The sequence below is a fragment of the Lichenibacterium dinghuense genome, assembly GCF_021730615.1.
In the GTDB taxonomy this organism is placed as follows: Bacteria; Pseudomonadota; Alphaproteobacteria; order Rhizobiales; family Beijerinckiaceae; genus Lichenihabitans; species Lichenihabitans dinghuensis.
Map to the genome: position 1 here is coordinate 2,074,193 of NZ_JAJLMN010000001.1, position 19,484 is coordinate 2,093,676.

17 protein-coding genes are annotated in these 19,484 nt (G+C 67.0%); 11 read left to right on the forward strand and 6 right to left on the reverse strand.

Annotated elements, in window-relative coordinates; translation table 11 throughout:
• Nucleotides 1-11 precede the first annotated feature (11 nt).
• Entirely contained in the window at nt 12-1,760 is a 1,749-nt protein-coding gene (locus L7N97_RS10095) for a B12-binding domain-containing radical SAM protein (RefSeq protein WP_237478178.1), read from the forward strand.
• Nucleotides 1,761-2,019: 259 nt separating this feature from the next.
• On the opposite strand, the gene L7N97_RS10100 is transcribed toward L7N97_RS10095, so the two are convergent.
• The 4 genes from L7N97_RS10100 to L7N97_RS10115 form a co-directional block, all read right to left on the reverse strand.
• A complete protein-coding gene (locus L7N97_RS10100; RefSeq protein ID WP_237478179.1) occupies nt 2,020-3,474 on the reverse strand; it encodes a DHA2 family efflux MFS transporter permease subunit in 1,455 nt (484 codons plus the stop codon).
• Between the two features lie 626 nt (nt 3,475-4,100).
• Nucleotides 4,101-4,748 (reverse strand): hypothetical protein, encoded by a 648-nt coding sequence (locus tag L7N97_RS10105; RefSeq protein WP_237478180.1) that lies wholly within the window; start codon nt 4,746-4,748, stop codon nt 4,101-4,103.
• An 824-nt stretch (nt 4,749-5,572) separates the two neighbouring features.
• Entirely contained in the window at nt 5,573-6,082 is a 510-nt protein-coding gene (locus L7N97_RS10110; RefSeq protein WP_237478181.1) for a nuclear transport factor 2-like protein, read from the reverse strand.
• Nucleotides 6,043-6,888 (reverse strand): oxidoreductase, encoded by an 846-nt coding sequence (locus L7N97_RS10115; RefSeq protein WP_237478182.1) that lies wholly within the window; start codon nt 6,886-6,888, stop codon nt 6,043-6,045. The genes L7N97_RS10110 and L7N97_RS10115 overlap by 40 nt, the downstream gene beginning before the upstream one ends.
• Nucleotides 6,889-6,936: 48 nt before the next feature.
• On the opposite strand from L7N97_RS10115, the gene L7N97_RS10120 reads away from it, so the two are divergent.
• Entirely contained in the window at nt 6,937-7,542 is a 606-nt protein-coding gene (locus tag L7N97_RS10120) for a TetR/AcrR family transcriptional regulator (protein ID WP_237478183.1), read from the forward strand.
• 643 nt (nt 7,543-8,185) lie between these two features.
• Here L7N97_RS10120 and L7N97_RS10125 read toward each other — a convergent pair.
• Entirely contained in the window at nt 8,186-9,940 is a 1,755-nt protein-coding gene (locus L7N97_RS10125) for a putative bifunctional diguanylate cyclase/phosphodiesterase (RefSeq protein ID WP_237478184.1), read from the reverse strand.
• 52 nt (nt 9,941-9,992) lie between these two features.
• Here L7N97_RS10125 and L7N97_RS30510 point away from each other — a divergent pair, with 52 nt between their 5' ends.
• The 6 genes from L7N97_RS30510 to L7N97_RS10150 all read left to right on the forward strand — a co-directional run bounded on the left by L7N97_RS30510 (nt 9,993) and on the right by L7N97_RS10150 (nt 14,579).
• Nucleotides 9,993-10,316 (forward strand): MucR family transcriptional regulator, encoded by a 324-nt coding sequence (locus L7N97_RS30510; RefSeq protein WP_428980976.1) that lies wholly within the window; start codon nt 9,993-9,995, stop codon nt 10,314-10,316.
• Between the two features lie 203 nt (nt 10,317-10,519).
• Nucleotides 10,520-10,954: an MFS transporter gene (locus L7N97_RS10130; protein WP_237482145.1), complete on the forward strand. Its 435-nt coding sequence runs from the start codon at nt 10,520-10,522 to the stop codon at nt 10,952-10,954.
• Between the two features lie 84 nt (nt 10,955-11,038).
• Nucleotides 11,039-12,307, forward strand: coding sequence for an ISL3 family transposase (locus L7N97_RS10135; RefSeq protein WP_237478185.1), 1,269 nt, complete (start codon nt 11,039-11,041; stop codon nt 12,305-12,307).
• Nucleotides 12,235-12,636, forward strand: coding sequence for a transposase (locus tag L7N97_RS10140; RefSeq protein ID WP_237478186.1), 402 nt, complete (start codon nt 12,235-12,237; stop codon nt 12,634-12,636). The genes L7N97_RS10135 and L7N97_RS10140 overlap by 73 nt, the downstream gene beginning before the upstream one ends.
• 534 nt (nt 12,637-13,170) lie before the next feature.
• On the forward strand, nt 13,171-14,049 hold the full coding sequence (locus tag L7N97_RS10145; protein ID WP_237478187.1) for a hypothetical protein: 879 nt from the start codon (nt 13,171-13,173) through the stop codon (nt 14,047-14,049).
• An 11-nt stretch (nt 14,050-14,060) separates the two neighbouring features.
• On the forward strand, nt 14,061-14,579 hold the full coding sequence (locus L7N97_RS10150; protein WP_237478188.1) for a hypothetical protein: 519 nt from the start codon (nt 14,061-14,063) through the stop codon (nt 14,577-14,579).
• Between the two features lie 498 nt (nt 14,580-15,077).
• Here the strand turns inward: L7N97_RS10150 and L7N97_RS10155 are convergent, their stop codons facing one another.
• Nucleotides 15,078-15,572, reverse strand: a complete 495-nt coding sequence (locus L7N97_RS10155) for a MarR family winged helix-turn-helix transcriptional regulator (RefSeq protein WP_237482146.1) — start codon at nt 15,570-15,572, stop codon at nt 15,078-15,080.
• Nucleotides 15,573-16,582: 1,010 nt separating this feature from the next.
• Here L7N97_RS10155 and L7N97_RS10160 point away from each other — a divergent pair.
• The 3 genes from L7N97_RS10160 (at nt 16,583) to L7N97_RS10170 (ending at nt 19,475) form a co-directional block, all read left to right on the forward strand.
• On the forward strand, nt 16,583-16,924 hold the full coding sequence (locus L7N97_RS10160; RefSeq protein WP_237478189.1) for a hypothetical protein: 342 nt from the start codon (nt 16,583-16,585) through the stop codon (nt 16,922-16,924).
• 191 nt (nt 16,925-17,115) lie between these two features.
• Nucleotides 17,116-17,967: a metallophosphoesterase family protein gene (locus tag L7N97_RS10165; RefSeq protein ID WP_237478190.1), complete on the forward strand. Its 852-nt coding sequence runs from the start codon at nt 17,116-17,118 to the stop codon at nt 17,965-17,967.
• A complete protein-coding gene (locus tag L7N97_RS10170) occupies nt 17,967-19,475 on the forward strand; it encodes an AAA family ATPase (protein WP_237478191.1) in 1,509 nt (502 codons plus the stop codon). The genes L7N97_RS10165 and L7N97_RS10170 overlap by 1 nt, the downstream gene beginning before the upstream one ends.
• Nucleotides 19,476-19,484: the final 9 nt, after the last annotated feature.

Sequence of the window (19,484 nt, forward strand, 5' to 3'; positions counted from 1 at the left end):
TCCGAGGCCCCATGCCCCAGAAGACGTTCAAGGTCGTGCTCATCAAGCCGTCGCACTACGATGACGACGGCTACGTCATCCAGTGGTGGCGCTCGACCATCCCGTCGAACAGCCTGGCCAGCGTGCGCGGCCTCCTCGCCGACTGCGCCGAGCGACGCGTGCTCGGCGACGACACGGACATCGCCGTCTCGGCGATCGACGAATGCAACACGATCGTGCGGGTGCCGCGCATCGTAGCCGGGATGCGGAGCGTGGACGCGGGCTTCGTCGGCATCGTCGGCGTGCAGTCGAACCAGTTCCCCCGCGCCCTCGACCTCGCCCGCCAGTTCCGGGCCGCCGGCGTGCCGGTGGTGATCGGCGGATTCCACGTGTCGGGCTGCATCTCCATGCTGCCGAGACTTCCCGACGACCTGCAGGAGGCGCTCGACCTCGGCGTCGTGCTCTATGCCGGCGAGGGCGAGAACCGGCTGGCGCAGCTCCTCCGTGACATCCGCAACGACACGCCCCGGCCGATCTACGATCACCTGAAGGACATGCCGGACATGAGCGCGGCCGGGCTGCCGCTCCTGCCGCGCGACGTGGTCACCCGCGTGGTCGGACACTACGGATCCTTCGACGCCGGCCGCGGCTGCCCGTTCCAGTGCTCCTTCTGCACCATCATCAATGTGCAGGGGAGGAAGTCACGCTTCCGCACGGCCGACGACGTCGAGGCCATCGTGCGGGCCAACGCCGCGCAGGGCATCACGCGCTTCTTCGTCACCGACGACAACTTCGCCCGCAATAGGAACTGGGAGCCGATCCTCGACCGACTGATCCACCTGCGCGAGGTGGGGAAGCTGTCGATCCGGCTGATCCTGCAGGTCGACACGCTGTGCCACCGCATCGAGGGCTTCATCGAGAAGGCGGCGCGCGCGGGCTGCAACAACGTCTTCATCGGCCTCGAGAACATCAACCCGCAGTCGCTGATGGGCACGAAGAAGCGCCAGAACAAGATCTGGGAATATCGCGAGATGCTCCAGGCCTGGCGGGCACAGCGCGTGATGACCTGGGCGGGCTACATCCTCGGCTTCCCGACCGACACTCCGGAGTCGATCAGGCGCGACATCGAGACGATCAAGCGCGAGCTGCCCGTCGACATCCTGGAGTTCTTCTGCCTGACGCCGCTTCCGGGCTCGGAGGACCACAAGGTGCTCAGCGCCAAGGGCGTGCCGATGGACCCGGACATGAACCGGTACGACCTGGAGCACGTGTGCACCGGGCACGCGGTGATGTCGAAGGCGGAATGGGAGGCGGTCTACCGCGACGCTTGGTCGACGTACTACACGGACGAGCACGTCGAGACGATCCTGCGCCGCGCCGCCGCGAGCGGCCTCAAGCCGAAGAAGATGGCCAACATCATCACGGCCTTCGCGGGCGGCTCGCGCATCGAGGGCGTGCACCCGCTCCAGCTCGGCGTGATCCGCCGCAAGGACCGCAGGCAGCGCCGCTCCGGCTTGCCGATCGAGAGCCCGCTCGTCTTCTACCCGCGCCGCTGCGCCGAGCAGGCGGCCACGATCGCCCGCTGGCTATGCCTCGCCGCCCGCTATCGGCGCATCATGAAGCGCGTCGTATCCGACGCCGCGCGTGTGTCCTACACCGACGAGGCCTTGCAGGTGACGACGCGGCAGGCCGACGAGCAGGCCGGGTTCGTGCAGGCCTTCGCCGACGTCATGCCGGCGACCCACGGCGCTCCGGTCCGCAAGGTGGCGACCGCGGGCTGATCCGCCGCAAGCCGGGGCGAACCGGACTCATTCGTCCCTCGCTTCGACAGGCTCCGACCCCGGTTCCGGGCATGGGGACGTCACGACGCTGCGCCTCCCCGTTCGACCGACCCGCCGACCATCTTGGCCCGTCGTTTCTCCACGCCGCCGGCCCAGCGACGGGCGACTTCATCGGAAACGACCACGTTCCGGTGCTCCGGACGGCGTCCCGTCGCGAGCCCACGGGCCGCCGCGCGAAGCCCGACGACCGCTCCACAGGTCAAGCGCTCGCCCGCGCCGTTCCGACCCGATGCCCGCTCACCTGGGCACCGTCCTCGGCCTTGAGCAGGAGGAACCCCGGCAACGCCAGCAGCGGCACGACGGCGGTGAGCAGGAAGGCCCTGTGAAAGCCCGCCACCGTCAGGGCTTCGCCGTGGCGGCTGAGCAGGCCGAGCACCATGGCGGCCGTCGACACGCCGAAGCTGACGCTGAGCTGCTGGAGCACGCCGCCGACGCTGGTGGCCCGGCTCAGCTCCTCCGCGGGCAGGTCCGCGTAGGACAGCGTGTTCGACGTCATGAACTGCGTCGACCGCATCAGGCCGAAGAGGAGGATGTAACCCGCAAGGATCCACCGCGGGGTCGAGGGCTCGAGCGCCGCAAAGCCGGCGACGGCCAGGGCGCCGAGCACCGCGCTTCCGCCCAGCACGGTCCTGAAGCCGAACCAGCGCAGCAGGCGCCCGGCCACCACGCGCACCGGGATGGCGCCGACGCTGCTCACGAAGGTGAGCGAGCCCGAGGCGACGGGGCTCAGGCCGAACCCGACCTGAAGCATCAGCGGCAGCAGGAACGGCGCGCCGTTGAGCCCCACGCGGCAGAGGCCGCCGGCCAGCGTCCCGACCGCGAAGGAGCGGTGCCGGAACAACCGCAGGTCCACGGCCGGATGCGCGACCCGCGGTGCGTGGACGCCGAAGGCGAGCAGCAGGGCGGTCGCCGCCGCCAGCAGCACGACGACGGCTCCCGTCGGGACCAGGGGCTTGCCGACCGCCTCCAGGGCGAGCTGGATCATCGCGACGGCCGTGCCGACGAGCAGGAAGCCCGGCACGTCGAACGGCGTCCTCGCCTCGGCGCGGGTGTCCTCGACGAAGCGGAGCGCCAGCAGGATGCCGATCAGCCCGAAGGGCACGTTGACGAGGAAGATCCACCGCCAGGACGCGTAGGTGGTGATGAGCCCGCCGAGCAGCGGCCCCGCGACCGGCCCCAGGATCGCCGGCAGCGTCGTGTAGGTCATGGCCTTGACGAGGTCGCGGCGCGGGAAGCTGCGCAGCAGGATGAGGCGTCCGACCGGCGTCATCATGGCGCCGCCGAGGCCCTGGACCGCCCGCGTGGCGACCAGCATCGGCAAGCTCCACGCCGCGCCGCAGGCGACCGAGCCGAGCGTGAACACGGCCAGGGCGGCGACGAAGGTCCGGCGCGCCCCGAAGCGGTCGGCGAACCAGCCGCTGACCGGGATGAAGATGGCCAGGGCCAGGACGTAGGTCGTCACCGCCAGGTTCATCTGCACGGGCGTCGCCCGGAGGCTCGTCGCGATGTCGGGGATCGCGGTGGTGATGATGGTCGAGTCGAGCTGTTCCATCAGGAACGCCACGGCGACCACCATCGGGATGAGGAAGCGCAGGCGCGGGTCTCGCCGGGTCGCGAAGTCGCACTCGGCCGCACGCTCGTCGGGGACGCTCATGGGGGCGATGTAGCGGCGGGCCGCGAGGACCGCAATCGCCCTGCCCGATCCAGTCACGTCACCCGAAGTCGCCGGTGCCCTCTCATGGCGAGCGAAGGGTGACGGGCGGTCCGTTCGGAGGGCGGCGGTCACATGCCCAGGTCGACGGACGGAAGACCGACGCGGCCGCCGTCGCCGACAGGTGCGAGCCCGTGCGCTCCGAGGGATATGGATGGTCCCTCCGCTCTCGGCGTGATGCGGTGCCGAGGCCGATTGGGGATCGTCACGCCCTGCCACGCCGCTTCCAGCCATGCTGCCATCAGCAGATGAGCGAAGGTGAGAACACGTGCGCAGTCACGTGAGCAGCGTCCCTTGCACCCCGACCCCGCCGCGGCTGAGCCGTCCTGGTTCGCGACCTCGATCCCGGGATGGGCCGCGAGCCTTCTGTTGACCGTGCCGTAGTCTCGACCCGGCGGCAGACCAATCATGCAGCGGCGTTCGAGTCGTGGTCGCGATCGACGCAGGCCACGGTCCCGTCGCTGGACGATCTCCGAAGCTCCGTTCAGGTGATCGCTCCGATCGACAGGGGCGACTTCGGCGCTCATTGACGAACTGAGTAGAAGACGCCTCTCGAAAGTAACAGGTTCTCACGACACCGACGACGGTGAAGCGGCGTGCAGGGCCAGCATCATCGCGCGGGAACTCCACACGGGCCGGCGTTCGCGCACAATCTTCTCGCGGCGCAGCGCTTCGGGATTGTGCGTCCACACCAGCGCGCCGATGAGGAGGTTCTCCAGCGCCTCATGGAGCCGTGTCCCGATCGGTTTCACCCCCTCGTCGACATCCTCGTATCCAAGGCGGGCTATGATCCGCGACACACTCCTGTTGGAACCACCCAGCCCCACGAAGTTGACGTTGGCGCGGCAGGCCTTGACCACCGAAAGGCCCGGCTCCGTGGCCATGGCATGGGCGAGCAGTTCGAGGGAGCGGCGGAGGCGGAGAGACGCCTTCTGCGCCCAGGCGAGGTCGGCGCCACCAACGGGCATGGCCGGGATGCGCTCGTTCCAACAATGGACGTCGGCGACGGTGTCGCCGGCGCGGATCTCGGCGCCGTCGGACAGGAGTAGGGTGCGCCTCGCCGGGACGAGCGCGATGCGCAGAATGCAGTCCTCGTCGTCGCTGAAGGGAACGACGCCGTTCTGCCGACTGAGATGGGCGTCCAGGGCCATGACGGCACGGCGAAGGCCCATGGCGACCATTCCGGAACTTCGGCCGGCGCCGGCTTCCACGCGCATTCGGAACCTCTTCTCGATTCCACCGAGGGGTGCGTGAGTACATATCTTGCCTGGGCTGGTGTCGACAGGCGTACGGATGGAAGCTTCCCCGACCGGGACGACGTTCGTTGGAATCGGTCCAGGCCAACGTCTCGGTCGGCTCGCCTCAACGCCTGCGGGCGTCCCTTCCATTGGCCTCCGAGGCCGGGCCAGTGACGAAACGCGCTCGCGCAGGAGATCGAGTGGCGAGGTGCGCGGGTCGACCCGGCTGACGAAGGGCCGGCCGTTCACGGCGAAGCGCAGGTCGACGGCGGGCACCCCGCTGACCGGTGGCGGCGCTTCCTCGCGGAGCGGCGTCACGTCCGCGTCACCCACCGCCCAGAAGTGCGACGGCGCCCGTCGCTCCAACGGTCTCGCGGCGCGTGACCGGCGAGCCAGAGCCGCCATTGACAGTCTCGACCGCGAAGCCTTTCGCCCGACCGTCGTCGACGATCGAACACATCATCGTGGTCCTCCCCCCAAGTGCATCGGATCAAGTGCAGGATCGGACTGCCGCCCAGAGAGCGACCGAGCGGGTCGGCACGCTTCAGAGCCCGTAACCGCCGTAATACATGAAACCCAGGTTGCGCACGAACTCGAATGCGAAGTGCCGGTCCTGAAATGCGACCCTCACGTTCACTCCTATAGCGGCGAGAAAGCGATGGTGTTGTTCGCGACCGGTGACAATCTCTCGTTCGTTGAGATGAAGGAGCTTGCGAGCGAAAGGCTCACGCGTCCGATGCTACCATATGGTCGGACGCTTCGTCTTCGCAGTCCTGGGCTCACCCCCACCCGTTGTGGCTGCGCTACGACGGCAGGTTCACGCGATCGATGATGTCGTAATAAGCATAGAGGTCGAGCCAAGCGGTGCCGACGACCACATTTCCGTACAGCATCATCAGAATGTACATGTACTCGTTGGCATAGGGCAGGCCGTCGACCGCTCGGGCCGACGACGTCATGTGCACGAACACCTTGTCGCCGTCGGCCCACACGCCCTTGGTCTCCACCGCGGTTGTGCCGTCCCAGCGGTCGAACAAGGCTCTCGCGGCATATTCGATCAGGTCGTCGACGCCGTGGGAGGCGCGGGCGACGAGGCCGTATCCCGTTATGGTGCAGGCGATATCATTGGCGAAGATCGCCGCGCCGAACCTGCTGAAGTCCGTCGCGGCGGCGGCGAGAGCGTTTCCGACGGCGCGCAGGTTGCGCCTGTTCCTGGTCGGTGTACGACATGATCGTTCCTCCTGATGGCAGATCGTCGATCGGTGGTTCCATGTCAGGGGGCGAAGGCGGTGGACCGGGACAGCGCCTCCCACGCGGCGATCTCGCCCCGCATCGCGTCGAGCTTGCCCTCGACGAACTTGAGCGCGTCATTGCCGAGGAACAGCCGCACCGGCGGGTGCTCCGCTTCGACCAGCGCGAGCAGCGCCTGTGCGGCCCTGGCCGGGTCGCCCGGCTGGTTGCCGCTCTTGGCCTGGCGCGCGGCGCGGATCGGGTCCATCACTGCGTCGTAGTCGGCGATGCTGCGGGCCGTGCGGTCCATCGAGCGGCCGGCCCAGTCGGTGCGGAACTGGCCGGGGGCGAGCGCGGTGACGCGGACGCCGAAGCCCGCGACCTCCTTGCCGAGCGACTCGGAGATGCCTTCCAGGGCGAACTTGCTGCCGCAGTAGAAGCTGATCCCCGGCATGGTGATGAAACCGCCCATGGATGTCACGTTGACGATGTGGCCGCGCCGCCGCTCCCGCATGCCGGGCAGCACCGCCCGGATCATCGCCACGGGTCCGAACACGTTGGCGGCGAACTGGCGCCGGAGGTCGTCGAGCGAGGACTCCTCCAGCACGCCCTCGTGGCCGTAGCCGGCGTTGTTCACCAGCACGTCGACCGGGCCGGCCCGCCGCTCGGCCTCGGCCACCGCGGCCGGGATCGCGTCATAGTCGGTCACGTCGAGCAGCAGCGGGTGGGCGCGTCCGGGCCCGAGCGCCGCGAACACGTCGGCGTCCGCCTCGCGTCGCACCGTTCCGACCACACGGTGGCCGGCGTCCAGCGCGCCGGCGGCGAATGCTCGGCCCAGGCCAGAACTGACGCCGGTGACGAGGAATGTCTTGGAAGCTTTGGTCGCCATGACCTATCTCCATACGTGCTGCTGCATATATCATGATATAGGCGTGTGATGCCAAGCCACAAGACCCCGCCATCCACCTCCGGTCCGGGCGGCGAGGCCGTCCGCCGGCGCGTCCTCGACGCGGCGGAGCGACTGCTCCGCGACGGCCGGGCCGAGTTCTCCATGCGCGACCTCGCCGCCGCGGCCGAGGTCAGCTTCGCGACGCCGTTCAACCGGTTCGGCAGCAAGGCGGCGATCATGCACGCGCTGTCGGCGCGGCGGATCGATGCCATGGCGGAGCGCTTCGCCGCCGCCGCGCAGCCGGCGGACCTGGCGGGCCGGGTGCTGCTGGCGGTCGACACCGCGGTGGCGGTGATGCTCGAGGAGCCTGCCGTGAACCGGGCGGTGATGGGGTGGATCGGCACCGCCGGCGCGGCGCCTGGGGAAGCGTTGGCGCGCTCGGCCGCGCTGTGGACGCTCGCGATCGGGGCGGACGACGGATCCGCGGCGCCCGCCTCCCTGCCGCGTCAACTCGCGCTCGCCTTCCGCGGAGCCCTGTCCTTCTGGACAGCCGGCGAGTTGCCGGACGACGGCCTGGGCCCGAACGCCCGCGAGGTCGCGGCCACGTTGCTGCGCGGCGTCGGCGAGGGATGTCCGACGGCGATCCGATCCTAGGCTTGGCCGAGAAGCTGACGGAGCAGGGAAGCGACTACATCCGACCACCCGATCGGCGGCAGCGGGCGGTGAGATGAAGCACCGAACCAAGCATCTGTCCTCGGACGTCCCGCGAGCGCGGCACCAATTCCCACGGTTACCGAGCCGGCCTGACCTTGCTCGCTGCTTGCCCAGCTCGCTTTCGAAAATGCTTCCGCCCGGGCCCGAGCACCGACCGATGCCATGACCGTCCCCGCCCGGAAACGGTCCCCTATCCGCAGTTCTCGAAGCCCCCGCCATCATCACCGCCGCGGTCCGAACCGGCGAGGCATCCATTACCGGCCGATCTCTCCCCTTCCGACCGCCAGATCAGCGATGTGCAGCTCGAAACCACCCATCATCGGTCGTACACCGAGGCATCCCACTCTGCAGTTTTGAATAAACGCCGGAACTTAAATCCCAATCCCTACTCAGACCAAGCCCCTAGGAATCTGAGAGAAATTCATCTTGGGGTGAGGTCACGATCTGCGCCGATAGTGACCTCACCCCAAACGAAGGCTTTATGATGTTCCACAAGCAATTAGATGCAGAACTGATGAGATCAGAGTTGGCGTTGATGTACACACAGACGGAATCCGCCACACCACATGCCGGAACCGAACATCTAAACAGCAGCACCGCTCGTCTGATCGGCAAACATTTTGAGGATCTCAGCAGCCGGTATCGGTCGGCTGATCAGGTAGCCTTGCACATCGGTGCAGCCTTCGGCCCGTATGCGGTGCATCTGCTCGGGCGTCTCCACCCCCTCGGCCACGGTCGTCATGCCGAAGCTCGAGCCGAGGCTGGCGATGGCGCCGACGATCGCCATCGAGTCCGCGACGGACGTCGACCCCGAGACGAAGGAGCGGTCGATCTTGATCTTGTCGAAGGGGAAGGACCGCAGGTAGCTCAGCGACGAATAGCCGGTGCCGAAATCATCCATGGAGATGCGTAGGCCGAGTTCGCGCAAGGCATGGAGGGTCGCGAGGTTGGCGGCGTTCTCCTGAAGCAGGACCCCTTCGGTGATCTCCAGTTCCAGCCGGTTCGCGGCGAGCCCCGATGCCCTCAGCGCCGAGGCGACGGTTTGGACCAGCTTCTTGCTCTTGAACTGTGCTGGCGACAGATTGACGGCCACGGTGAGGCCATCGGGCCAGCGCGCCGCCTCGCTGCAGGCCGTTCGGAGAACCCATTCACCGATCGGCACGATGAGGCCGATCTCCTCCGCCAAGGGGATGAACTCGGCGGGCGACACCATGCCTCGCGTCGGATGATGCCAGCGGATCAAGGCCTCGCATCCGACAATCTGGTTCGTTTCGAGGTTCATCTGCGGCTGATAGACGAGCACGAACTCCTGCAGGGCGAGAGCCTTGCGCAAATCCAGCTCGAGCGCCCGGCGCGCCTGCATGCGCGCGTCCATCTCCGGTTCGAAGAAGCGGAAGGTGTCCCGGCCGTCGGACTTGGCCCGGTAGAGAGCGAGATCCGCGTTCTTCAGCAGGACGTCGGGATCGACGCCGTCGGTGGGTGCGAGTGTCAAGCCGACGCTGGCGCCGATGTTGATGAGATGGCCGTCGACGACGTAGGCGCGGCCGAGAAGGTCGACGAGCCGCCTCGCCAGCGTTTCGGCGCCGATCGCATCGGACACGTTGGCCTGAACGACGGCGAACTCGTCGCCACCGAAGCGAGACACCGCGTCGGTGGGGCGCAGAGCGGTCTTCAACCGCTCCGCCACCTTGCGCAGCAGCGCATCGCCCACGGGATGACCGAGCGTGTCATTGACGTGTTTGAACCGGTCGAGGTCGATGGCGAGAACCGCGAAAGCCTCTCCGGTTCGGTCGAGCCGAGCGCGGGCTTCACCCAACCGCGCCTGGAACTGAGATCGGTTGGGCAGCCCCGTCAACGGGTCGGAGGCGCCATCGAGCCCCTTCTGGCGTCGATCAGCGCGCGCCCTGGCTGTCTCGACGGTGACGGACCACCCGGAGTTCGACAAGGGCCTGATGTCGATCGCGAGCGACACGCCATTGACCGACCACTCCAAGGTGCAGGCCTCGGCGCGCCTGAGCGGGCCTCGGAGCTGCATCAGAACGATGGAGCGGTCTTGAGCACGGCCACGCGCCGTTGCGGAAAGCAGGGCACGGAGGGGGCGCCCGACAACATCAGCCCCGACCCCGAGAAGCCGCTGCGCCTGCGATGAGCATCGCGCCACGTGTCCGTCCGGCTCGATGAGGATGAGTGCGTGGTCCACGGCGGCGAGGTAGGCCTGTTCGACCTGTCGCCGGCGGATGCGTCCACGCTTCGATGGCAGGTCGAGGAACTCTGCCGTGGCGAGAGATGCGCGAAGGTCCATGTCCATCCCTGACACGCGCAGGCTGAGGTCCGACATCGGAGCCGTAGTCACGCAAACACCAGAATATGTGGAAGCTCCTCAACGAAACATGAGGACGGCGAGGTCGGACAAGCGCGATCTGGCGGGCCACGGTCTCACCCCGGCCGAGAGCAGGACAGAGTGCGTCCTGCCGGTCTACTATCCCATGATGTCGCCCGCCTGCGCCCGGAAGCGCGACGAGCCCGCCAGGGACATGGGCCTGGACAGATGGCCGGGTGATGTGGACGCAGGGAGCGCATCGAGTGAGCCACGGCCGGCGTGGTCGCCCTTGCGGGTGGAGGGGATCGGAAGCTGCTTTGCCCGTGGAACGGCGCGTCTGCGCCGCTTGGGCCCTATCGAGAGCCGCGCAGCGGTTCTCGATAGGGCGAATTGAACGGTGAGCCCGAGCCGATGTACCGAACTCGGATGGTTCGGAACCTGATCCGGGTATTTCCGCACCGTGTCAGCCCACACCTCGGTGTCCGATGATGGCCACAGGCGGGTTGTTGAGGACCAACCGATGGTCCCTGCCCTCGCCTGCTCAGCCGTGTCTCGACCGGTGTAGACAGGGAACCAGCATATCCGCCCTTGCGGCAGGTGTTTCCGCCCATCCTGCTGCCAAAGTTCCTGGCCGTGACGGACGTGACCATCGTGACGGCGGCCCTGCCCGCCATGGCCCAGGCGTTCGGCGATGTGCAGCGCGTGTCCTGGGTGGTTGCGTCTTACCTGGTCGCCAGCACCGTGGCGGCGCCGGTATATGGTCACCCGGGTGACGCCTTCGGCCTGCGGCGCATGCTGCTGCTGGGACCGGCGCTGTTCATCGGTGCGTCGGTGCTGTGCGCCTCGGCGCGAGGCCTCTTGTTGCTGACGGCGGCGAGGGTGCTGCAAGGCTTCCGCAGCGGCGGTCTGATTGTGCTCAGCCAAGCACTGCTAGGCGAGATCATGCCGCGGCGGCAGCTCGGTCCCGCCCAGGGCGTCATGGCCGCGATGATCGTGGCCTCGTCCAGCTTCGGGCCGAGGGCGGGCGTGTAGCGCGGCGATCAGGGGCTCTTCCGCACTTTCGGTGCAGCCCAGGCGTCACTCTGATTGCAAGGTGACGGCGACAACCTATCTTTGATGGTGTCCAAGCGTCTTCTGCCCCTCATTCCCGCCGGCCTCGTCGTCGACCGTGTCGTCACGGGTCCCGAGCGCGTCATCGTCACCACGCACCCGAGTGCTACCCGGGCAGCCTGCCCAGCTTGCGGGCGGTCTTCGTCCCGGACACACTCGCATTACACCCGCACTCTCGCCGACCTGCCTCACCAGGGGCGGCCCGTCGCCATCCATGTGCGGGCGCGGCGCTTCCGCTGCACCACGGTCGACTGTCCGCGCCGGGTTTTTGCTGAGCGGCTGCCCTTGGTCGCCGCTCCTCGTGCGCGGCGGTCACAACGCCTCGGCGACATCCAGCGCTACATCGGTCTGGCCGTCGGCGGCGAGCCGGGATCGCGCCTGGCCCACCGTCTCGCGATGCCGGTGAGCGGCGACACGCTGCTGCGGCTGATCCGCAGCGCCCGTTGGGAGGCGCCCGAAGCGCTGCGCGTGATCGGCATCGACGAGTGGGCCTGGAAGCGCGGCCAGACCTACGGCACCATCCTATGTGATCTCGAGAAGGGGCGCGTGCTGGACCTCCTGCCCGACCGCGAGGCCGGCACCGTGTCGGCGTGGCTGAAGCGACATCCGGGCGTGGCGGTCATCGCGCGCGACCGCGCCACGGTCTTCGCCCGGGCCATTCGGGACGGCGCTCCCCGGGCCACGCAGGCGGCCGACCGCTGGCACCTGCTCCACAACCTCGGTGACGCGCTCCGGGCCGCCGTGGGCCGGCATCGCGGCGCCGTGTCGGCCGCGGGCGGCATCGAGCGAAGCAGGCCCGAGCAACCGGGTCTGCACAAGGTGCCGGTGTGCCATCCAGGCATCGACGAGTTGAGGAACGAGCGCCGACAGGCCCGCGCCGAGAGCTATGCCGCGATCAGCAAGCTGCAGGCCGACGGCATGCCCCCGCGCCGGATCGCCCGTGAAGTCGGCATGAGCCAGCGCGCCGTCGAGCGATGGCTGGCAGCCGGGGGCGAGCCGGAGCATCGCCGGCCTCCGGTGGCGAGCCTCGTCGATCCGTTCCGCCCTATCTCGACCGCCGCTGGCGCGAGGGTTGCCGGAACACGAGGCAGCTATGGCGGGAGATCGTGGCCGACGGCTACAAGGGCAGCTTCGCGACGCTCGCCCGCTGGGCGGCCCCGCTCCGGAGCGCCGACCCGTTTGGCAGCTCCGAAACCGCTGCGATGCCGTCCGCCGCGCCCCGGCCGTCGCGGCGGCGGTGCGCATGGCTGCTCGGGTGCGAGCGCGACGACCTGACGGCGGCCGAGCGATCGTACGTGGAGCGCTTGACGGCGGCTGAACCCGCGCTGGCGACCGCCTCCATCCTGGCGCGGAGGTTTGCGGCCCTGGTTCGGGGCGGCGATGCGTCGGGCCTCGACGCCTGGATCGCGTCAGCGACCGAGAGCGACCTGAGCGGGCTGGCGACGGGGGTGGCGCGCGACAAGGCGGCCGTGGCGGCCGCCATCACCGGGCCCTGGAGCACGAGCCCGGTCGAGGGACACATCAACCGACTGAAGACGCTCAAGCGCTCCATGTACGGCCGCGCCGGCTACGATGTTCTCCGAGCCAGAATGCTGGCCGCGTGAAGAACGAGGCATCGCCGCCAATGCGATAACCCGCTCCGCCTGCACCGAAAGTGCGGAAGAGCCCTTGATTGCCGCGGAACACGGGGCGGGCCGCCGACGCAGTGGTCAGGCTACACCACTCCGAAGGACACACTCCCTGAACCTGACGCCAGGGCATCCCAGTGCCATCCGACGCTCCCCCAGCGTGCAAGCGCTCGGCCCGGTCTCCACCCCATACGCGTCCACTCGGGCACCGTACCCGCTCGTCGCACCAGCGGAGCCGTTACCGTCTGCACGGCAACGGCTGCCGGCCACGCGCTCACCTCGGGATCTGCGCGGTAGCCATGTGGCCGCGGGATATTCAGCCTAGCCGAGCACGCCGGTGTCACCCCGGACGCCTCGCGTATCTCCGGCCTCGGTCTGTCGACCTGAAGCGGGTCCCTCTGCGCTTACGCCCTGGATGCACGGGCGAGATCTCTCATCTCCTCCTCGTGCGCATGCGACGAGAAACACGCCTCGTCGATCGTGCTATCGAAAGGGGGAGAGCGTTGGATCGTGAAAAAGGGGTCGGTGTCCATGCCTGCATTGGTCGACGATATCGGGGTAGCCGTCCTGACGAGACTGGCCGAGCACGGCATCGATCGAATGGTCGAGAACAGTGCCAAGACCAAGAATGTCCTGGCGAGAGCCTGGAAGCACCTCTTCGACGGGCGGGTCTCGGTCATCATCACGGGTCTAGGTGGGGCGGGTAAGACCTCGCTCCAGAAGATCATCTCCGGACAGAAAAAAGCCGAAGAACTAGACGGCCACTATCACATTTCAAGCACGAATGAACGCACAGAACTCAGGGAGAACTCTTTCGTTGCCGTATACACGAGACCAGGACAACCGGACTGGTACGGTAATGCTGACGTTTACGAGGAGTTATTCAAGGCACTCAGCAAGTCGAGAAAAATAAAAGTCATCAACGTCGTCTCGTTTGGATACGACGCACTCCATCGCATCACCTTGGATGCACTTCCCAGCCACGCCGAAGGGCAGGGATTGGACGTCACGCTTAGGGCCTATCTCGAACAGCAGAGGGCGATGGAACGCGAACGATTGGCGGAGTTGGTGACCCTTCTTGGGTCGATGCCTGCAAGCAAGACGATAAACATTCTGACTGTCATCAACAAGGCGGATCTTTGGCATGACCGCAATGCGGAGGTGGTCAGATATTATGAGGGCACAAATTATGGAGCCGTCATCGCGGCGATGACGGCGAGCAACGGCGGCAGGATCACGCACTCGATGACATCAGGGTCATTGATCCCGGTCAATCTTCGGACGCAAGATGGTTTCGTGTTGGCACCTGTCCTGTCTGGCTTCGACCTTCATATGCGTAGAAGATATCTGGAAAACCTCATCAACGATGTCCGGGAATTCTTCAAATGAGAGGTGTTCAGATGGGCTCGAACGTCACGATCCGAGATATCCCGCCCAACGAGGACGACAAGGGTGAAGAAACCCTCATCTCCGAATTGGACCACGTCATACACTCGATGGAACAAGGCATCAATAGGGTCGGCCAGGAAAACCGCGCGTCGCCGATCACCCAATTTTTACTGAGAGCTATGTTTTACGGATCATTACTCGGTATTTATGTTTCTGTAAACCCAGACGTACACTGGAAAATTCTGAACGATCGAACAGGCATTGTATCAGTGTTCGTGCTGATATCGGTTCTTGCCATTTACGCCTATGAGTTGTCCAGGACATTGTCGGACAGACGGAGAAGGTTGAGGATGTTCACATACCAAGTGAGAACTGCCGAGGAGACAGCGGGTTCGGTTCGGTCTTGGGTCGACAGATCGAATCTGTCATCACGTCTCAAGCACCTCATGCGAGTCAGGGCCGAGTACCTGGAAGCCTTGCTGTCCGAAGCCAAGTCAATGGTTTCGGGAAGCTCACGCTGGCTGTATTGATTGCCGGCCGCCGCGGCTCGAAAGACAGGCTCGGCATACGGCCACCCCGGACGCGGCCTAGCCTGCGCCGTTCACCTCATGACGCCGCCCATTATAGGATGGAATCCTACTTAACGATGATTTCGATTTGAACATGCGCGAATCTTGACCCCTCTCAGCTCGGCACTCAGTTCCTTGTGAGAACTCATAGATGCGCTATTCGGGGGGAGGTCACGGTCGCCGCCGATCGTGCCCTCATTCCAACGTGGATTTCTCCGGCAATTGCAGCGGCTTGGCCTGGGTAGAGAGCGGGGTCAAAGCTCGGCGCTTGTTCACATTTGGGTTCTGGACATGGTGCGAAGTCCTGTGTCGCGGTCCGCCGATGTCCTCACCGATCCACCGCCGGGTGAGCGGGCAAGAGCGTCCTGACGTCAAGCCCTCCAAAGCGCGACGACCCGTGCGCAGGAACGTGGGCCCACTTCTGGCCACAGCTTGGATGACAGTTTCCCTGCAAACGCGTCAGCTTCTGATTGTTTCGGCGAACCTCCGAAGTAGATGCACCAGGCGGTCGAGATCCTCGATGGTCCATGAGCCGAGGGCCGCGGTGGCAAGTCGCTCGCGCGCGGCATCGATGGCGTCATTCATCGCCTTGCCGGCCGGCGTCACGGAAGCCTCCCTGACCCGCCTATCGGTCGCGCCAAGTCGTCGCTCAACGAGCCCGAGGCTTTCGAGCTTGGCCACTTGGCGACTGACCGTCGTGTGGTCCCGTCCCACCCGGTCGGCGAGGTCGACGATGCCGATCGGGCCATGGCAGTCCAAGATGACGACCAGGGGAAACAGCGCCCTGTCGAGCTTGATGCCGGCCTCGTCGATGATCGCCTGATCCCTCTGTGGCCGATTCATCACGGCGACGATGTCAAGCAACGCGCTATGCAGGTCCCTGAGTTGGGAAGAGATACCTGTATTATGCACGTTTTTCCCTTGCCGCTTCGCACCGCCTGATGCGTGCACCATACATGCGTTCGATCGCGATGCACCTGCGGTGTCGGCCACCACGGGTCCCGATCCGCACCGGCGCAGCACGCTTCACCTCGGCCCTCCACCGCGGCGAGGCTGTTCCATTTCGATCCGTGAGCCGCGTACGGAGCCTCCGACCGAAATCTGGGTCGCGTGGTCGGCGTCGGGGTTACACCGCATCCCGACCGGACCGGTGACGTCGCTCTCACAAGTCTCCGGCCGGCCAAGGCGGAGGTGGCGCAGCGTCACCGACGCGCCAAATGGGTTGGACCGTCTCGATCCACGGTGCATCGTCGAGCGATGCCTTCTCAAAAATCACACGTCCCGCCCCGTGGGCGGTTCCGGTCCGGGAAGGAGGTAAGCGGTCGCCGACCGAGCTGTCCACACGATCGGCGACCTGACCATGTCGCCCCCACTGTCCATGAGGCAACGAATGGCTATGCATATCGATACACTGCCAGGAGATCCGCGCAACGCGAGCTTTCTGGCGACCACGGAGGGGACGCAGCCACTCGCGCCTTCTCCATCGAGAATGGCGCCTTGCGAACCACGAAGGTCCCTGGATCGAGGTTTGTTCACTTAACGTCAGACACAGCCTGGGGTGTCGCTCAGACCGGACTGCCGAAGCCGCCACACCGGGTGGAAGTGGCACGTACGGCGTGAGCAACTCACATACGGCCATCCGGCGAACACCTCAGCACGAGCTTCGGTAGCCTGAGACCAAGTTGACGAGGGGAGCCGACGGAAGGCCGCCCGCCGCGCGACTATCGAGAAGCCCGCACAGGAAAGGGGCCTTCCCCGACATCCCAACTCCGCGGCGAAGACCCCGATGAAGCACGGCCGACACGGAGCATTAATCCTGTCGAAGAAACGCGAATGACAGCCCTTCCATAATCGCCGGAAAAGCTCTATCTCATGAACGCGTGAATTATACACGCGATCGCCGAAAGGGCTGTCCCCCGATCAGCGATCCCCACCCCGCTTCCCTACTGTCCAAGGGTCAGCACATGTCCGTCAGCATCCATACACCGCCCGCCGGGCGGCGCAACGCCTTTTCCGTCGTCCCCCGGGCCGACGGCATCATCCCCCAGATGGGCACGGCCCCGCGCGGGACGACCTCGGTGCCTCAGTGCCCGACTCCCCACCTGAACGTCGACGAGTACATCCGGCTGCTCGCCTGCATCGAGGACGAGGGCGGCATCGCCACGCTCGATGAGATCTCGCGTGCCCTCCCCGCCGTGTCGCGCCCCATCAGCGCTGTGTTCGACCTCTGCGACGCGGGGATCCTCGGCCTCGACCTCTCTGCCGGGTTCGACGGCGACATGCGCGTCTGGCGCATCGAGGGATGACGCACTTCCTTCGACGAACCTGATGTCGCCTCGGTCCACCCATCGCGTGGGTGGGCCGGGGACGACCGACGCACGCGCTCCCGAGCGCCCCGTGGGCTGACCGCGGCTTTCCCGGCGCACCGAGCCGGGATCGCCGCGATGCCTGGGCGTGCGGGCGCGCCGTCCCCTTCCCTTCGCCGAAAGGCTTCCCGATGTTCTCCGATACCGTGCCGCCCTGCTGGGGTGGCGACGGCGCGAGCGCTCGCGCCCAGACGCCGACAAGCCATCCCCCGCTCCGCATCCAGGTTCTCTCGGACCTGAACGTCGACTCCTTCGACATGCCCCTGCCCCGCCTGGCACCCGGCACCGACGCCGTGGTCGTCGCCGGCGACACATGCGAAGGGGCCGAGAAGGCCTTTGCGTACCTGCGGGCGGCGTTCCCGCCGCCCACCACCATCCTGGTGGTGCTCGGCAACCACGCCTTCCACGGGCGCACCATCATCGGTGAGCTGAACCGCGCGCGTGAACTCGCGCCCGGCTACGGCATCAAGCTCTTGGAGAACGGGACCGCCCTGGTCGGCGGCGTCCGGTTCGTGGGGGCGACCATGTGGTCCGGCTACGACATCCGTGGCGAGCGGAACATGCTGGACGCCATGGCCGCAGCGGCCCGAGGCTCGGCAGACCACCAACGCATCAAACTCGTGGACAAGACCTCCCTTTGGTTCACGCCGAAGCATGCCCGCGCCCTGTTCGAGACCTCGACGGCGTACCTCACGCGGATCTTCGGCGAGCCATGGGACGGCCCGACCGTCGTCGTCACGCACCATGCGCCGAGCGCCAGGAGCCTCCAGCCAGGCTGGGATGACGACCCCCTCGCCCCGACGCTTGCAAGCAACCTCGACCGCATGGTCGAGGCGAGCGGTGCCGCGCTCTGGATCCATGGCCACCCGTACGCCGCCTGTGAGTACCGCATCGGCGCCACGCGGGTGATCTGCAACCCGCGCGGCTCGGGCGAGGGCAATCCCGCCTTCGACCCGGCCCTCGTCGTCGAGGTTCCGCGCTGATGGCCGACGACATCATCTCCGGTGCGATCAGGGTGGTGGCCTTGGCGGCAGCCGGTCGGGACGCATCCCTTTCGGACCTCCCGCGCCTCCTCAGGCACGCCCTGCGGCCGATCGACAACGCCGCCAGGGCGTTGATCGCGGCCGAGATCGCGGTCGTCGCCCCCACCCTGGGACAAGAGGCAACCTCGTGGTCGCTCCACCCGGGCACGCCATCATGGCGGCCGCTCGCGACCTCGCTGGACGAACTCGCCGTCAAGGAGGACACCCCCACGCTCCACGGTCTCGCGGACGCGGTACGCCTCACGTCCATGACCGTGGCCGAAGTCTGCGAGTTGCCGGACCAGGCGCTTCGCCTCGCCCGCTCGCTGCATGCCGCCAAGCGCGTTGCCGGCCGCGCCGGGGTCGACGCCTCGACGCTCGCGGACGTCGAGCGCTGCAGCATTGGCTGGATGGCTCTCGCCACGCGCTGCGTCGAACCGGGTCCGACGCAGCTTCGGTCCGGACACAGCCTCGCGTTCGAGATCGGCTCGGATCTCACCGAGGCCATCGAGACGGTCCTGGAGATCGGGGCTCAAGGTGAGGCGAAAGCCGGTACGCCCTGCCTCACCGACGCCGCGACGCCGGATCCCGCACGGGCGGCGGTTCAGCACGCACACGTCATGGTCTGCCCTCCCATAGCCGGGCGGGACAGGTCGCTGACCGAGGTGGTGAGGGCGCACGCGCACGTGGTCGGCGTCGGCCTGCCGCTCACGGCCGCGCCGGACATGGCATCGGTCCTTCGGACGCTTTCCGAGGAGTACCCCTATGCCCTCGCCGCCATCGATAGGCTGCTCGTCCCCCTGACCGGAGCCTGCTCCGTCCGCCTTCCCCCGACGCTGCTCGTCGGCCCGCCCGGCTCCGGGAAGAGCCGACTCGCGCGTCGGCTCGCCGAGTTGCTCGGCACATGCCTCTGGCGGACGGATGCCGCCCGGTCGGACAACTCGTCCTTCGGCGGCACCGACCGACGCTGGGCGACTGCGGAGTCCTGCCACCCGTTCCTTGCCGTGTCTCGCAGCAGGACCGCAAATCCCTTTGTCCTCATCGACGAGGTGGATAAGGCGGGTGTTGGTCGGCACAACGGCAGGCTCTGGGACGCCCTCCTCGGGTTCCTCGAACCCGAGACGTCCCGCGCTTATCCGGATCCCCAGCTCCAGGTCGAGCTGGACCTCTCGCATGTCGCGTTCGTCATGACATGCAACGAGGTCGGCGGCCTGCCCTCCCCGCTGCTGGATCGCTGCAGGGTTGTGCAGGTCCCCGCCCCTCTCCCCTGCCATCTCGACGCGCTCCTGCCCTCCGTCATGTGCGGGATCGCCGCCGACGACGGACTGGACGAGAGGTGGGTGGAACCGCTGACGTCCGCCGAGCGGAGCATGGTCGCGAGGCACTGGCGCGGCGGCAGCGTGCGCCATCTCAGCCGCCTCGTGGCGGCCGTGGTCCGGGCACGCGCCCGCAGCCAACCCATCCACTGAGATCAGGAC

Excerpts from the sequence above, each read along its gene's own strand:
- L7N97_RS10155 (WP_237482146.1), bottom strand. The coding sequence starts at position 15,572 with ATGGTGCACGCATCAGGCGGTGCGAAGCGGCAAGGGAAAAACGTGCAT.
- L7N97_RS10135 (WP_237478185.1), top strand. The coding sequence starts at position 11,039 with ATGGTGTCCAAGCGTCTTCTGCCCCTCATTCCCGCCGGCCTCGTCGTC.
- L7N97_RS10165 (WP_237478190.1), top strand. The coding sequence starts at position 17,116 with ATGTTCTCCGATACCGTGCCGCCCTGCTGGGGTGGCGACGGCGCGAGC.
- L7N97_RS10150 (WP_237478188.1), top strand. The coding sequence starts at position 14,061 with ATGGGCTCGAACGTCACGATCCGAGATATCCCGCCCAACGAGGACGAC.
- L7N97_RS10170 (WP_237478191.1), top strand. The coding sequence starts at position 17,967 with ATGGCCGACGACATCATCTCCGGTGCGATCAGGGTGGTGGCCTTGGCG.
- L7N97_RS10105 (WP_237478180.1), bottom strand. The coding sequence starts at position 4,748 with ATGCGCGTGGAAGCCGGCGCCGGCCGAAGTTCCGGAATGGTCGCCATG.
- L7N97_RS10160 (WP_237478189.1), top strand. The coding sequence starts at position 16,583 with ATGTCCGTCAGCATCCATACACCGCCCGCCGGGCGGCGCAACGCCTTT.
- L7N97_RS10120 (WP_237478183.1), top strand. The coding sequence starts at position 6,937 with ATGCCAAGCCACAAGACCCCGCCATCCACCTCCGGTCCGGGCGGCGAG.
- L7N97_RS10140 (WP_237478186.1), top strand. The coding sequence starts at position 12,235 with ATGCCGTCCGCCGCGCCCCGGCCGTCGCGGCGGCGGTGCGCATGGCTG.
- L7N97_RS10115 (WP_237478182.1), bottom strand. The coding sequence starts at position 6,888 with ATGGCGACCAAAGCTTCCAAGACATTCCTCGTCACCGGCGTCAGTTCT.
- L7N97_RS10095 (WP_237478178.1), top strand. The coding sequence starts at position 12 with ATGCCCCAGAAGACGTTCAAGGTCGTGCTCATCAAGCCGTCGCACTAC.
- L7N97_RS10125 (WP_237478184.1), bottom strand. The coding sequence starts at position 9,940 with ATGTCGGACCTCAGCCTGCGCGTGTCAGGGATGGACATGGACCTTCGC.
- L7N97_RS10100 (WP_237478179.1), bottom strand. The coding sequence starts at position 3,474 with ATGAGCGTCCCCGACGAGCGTGCGGCCGAGTGCGACTTCGCGACCCGG.
- L7N97_RS30510 (WP_428980976.1), top strand. The coding sequence starts at position 9,993 with ATGAGGACGGCGAGGTCGGACAAGCGCGATCTGGCGGGCCACGGTCTC.